General features: G+C 74.4%; 1 protein-coding gene. It reads right to left on the bottom strand.

Annotated elements, in window-relative coordinates; all coding sequences use genetic code 11:
- Positions 1–911: 911 nt before the first annotated feature.
- Positions 912–2,094 (bottom strand): adenylate/guanylate cyclase domain-containing protein (locus tag ACSNOD_RS30685; protein ID WP_436770352.1); only part of this gene is annotated, 1,183 nt, incomplete at its 5' end.

Here is a 2,094-nt window from a genome sequence, read left to right as displayed (position 1 = left end):
GGGGCGACGTGGGGTGCGATGATCCGTTGAACGATCGTTAACCCCACGGCGCGCTCCGCGCGCAAACGCGCCCGCGCTCCCCCTGTCCGCGGGGGGCGCCGCCCAATTTCGCAGCCGCGAAGCGGGGGCACCGCCCTGGACGCCTTCCCCGACCGCGAAGCGGGCGCATCCCACTCTGCGCACGGGGGCAGCGCGAACGCCCCCACATTTCGCAGCCGCGAAGCGGATGCATCGCACTCCGCACGCGAGGGCGGCGCGAACGCCCAAAAATCTCGCAGCCGCGAAGCGGGTGCATCGCGCTGCGGCCCGGGACCGCAGGGACCTCAACGATCTCCCGGCCGCGCAGCGGGCGCATCCCACTCTTCGCGGAGGGGGGCGCACACCCCAAGTTTCGCGAGAGCGAAGCGAACGCATCAGCGTTGGGCAGCCCCGAAGAGCGGCGCGCCCGCTTCGCGGCCGCCATGGGGGTGAGGTCCGCTCACCTCGCCCCGCTCGAAAAGCGAAGGCGACCGCTCCGCGGCGCAGGGGGATGGTGCGCCCGCCCCCTGGCGAAGAGTCGCGCACCCGCTTCGCGTTCCCCCCGGAGAGCGGCGCGCCCGCCATGGGGGTGAGGTCCGCTCACCCCGCCCCGCTCGAAAAGCGAAGGGGACCGCTTCGCGGCGCAAGAGGCAGCGCGTCCGCCACAGGACGAGGTCCGCTCACCCGCGCCTCATCGAAGAACGAATGCGTCCGCTTCGCGGCCGCCATGGGGAGTGAGGCGCGCTCTCCCACGCCCTCGCTCGAAGAGCCAACGCAGCCACCCGAAGGGCAGCGCGCCCGCTTCGCGTTCGCCCGGAGGGGGCCGCGTCCGCTTCGCGTTCGCCCGTAGGGCGGCGCGTCCGCTTCGCGGACCCGTCACAACCCGCGGAGCGTCACGTGCCGCGGCGGCCGAGGAGCCACGGCTCGACGACCCCCAACCCCCGCACCGGCCGCTGCCACATCGGCTGGAGCGCGAACCGGTACTCCACCGGCTCCTCGCCCTCCTTCTCCGCCGCCGCGGCCTCCGCCTCCGACTCCGGCGCCTCGCCGGACCGCATCAGCTCCACCGCGAGCGCGCCGTCCACGAGCACCGCGTCCTTCGGCGCTATCGACGTGAGCCTGCTGGCGAGGTTCACCGTCGTGCCGAACACATCGCCCATCCGGGTGGTGACCGTGCCGAACGCGATCCCGACCCGAAGCTCCGGCATCGTCTCGTCGCGCCCCAGCGTCTCGATCAGCCGCAGTCCGATCTCCGCCGCCACCCCCGCGTCGTCCGCCGCGAACAGCACCTCGTCGCCGAGCGTCTTGATCAGCCGACCGCCGTGCGCGGCGACCAGATCCGCCGCCGTCGTCTCGAACGCCTCGACGAGTTCGCCGAGTTCCTCCTCCTCCAGCCGCCGCGTGAGCCGGGTGAACCCGACGAGGTCGGCGAAGCCCACGGCGAGCCGGCGGTCGACCATCTCCGCGTCGTCCTGCGCCTGGACGACGCGGCCCGTCGCCGCGGCCAGCTGCCGCCGCCAGACGTACACCAGAAACTCCTCGAGCTCCGGCAGCAACAGCTCGACCAGCGGATACGTCACCTCCGTGCGCGTCATCCCCGGCTCCGGCAGCTCCGTGAGCCCCTCCAGGAAGGAGTCGATCTGCCACTCGGCGAGCCGCGCGGTGGTCTGCCCCGTGGACCGGGCCACCTGGACGGCCATCGGCTCGCTGAGCAGCCCCGCCTCCACCAGACCCGCCAGCCGGCGCAGCGCCAGCACGTCCGCCTCGGTCAAGGCCTTGGCCTGGCCGATGTCGGCGAAGCCCATGGCCCGCCAGAAGCGCGCCGCCAGGTCCATCGAGACCCCGGCGCTGCGGGCGGCCTGGAACGGGGTGTAGCGCCGGTCGGCGCCGAGGATCAGGCTCTCCAGCCGGAGCGCGAGGGGGTCCCCCTCGACCTCGGGGTCGTCCTCCTCCTCGGGTCCGCCCGCACCGGCCGGTTCACCCGCACCGGCCGGACCGACATCACCCGCGCCGCCCCGGGCGGCCTCACCGCCCCGAGCGGCCTCGCCGGCCCCGGCCCGGGGGAGGGGCCGGGGC

This window comes from Streptomyces sp. URMC 123, from assembly GCF_051386515.1.
Taxonomy (GTDB): Bacteria; Actinomycetota; Actinomycetes; order Streptomycetales; family Streptomycetaceae; genus Streptomyces.
Note: the sequence above shows the minus strand (reverse complement) of the source record. Positions and strands in the feature narration are given on the sequence as shown.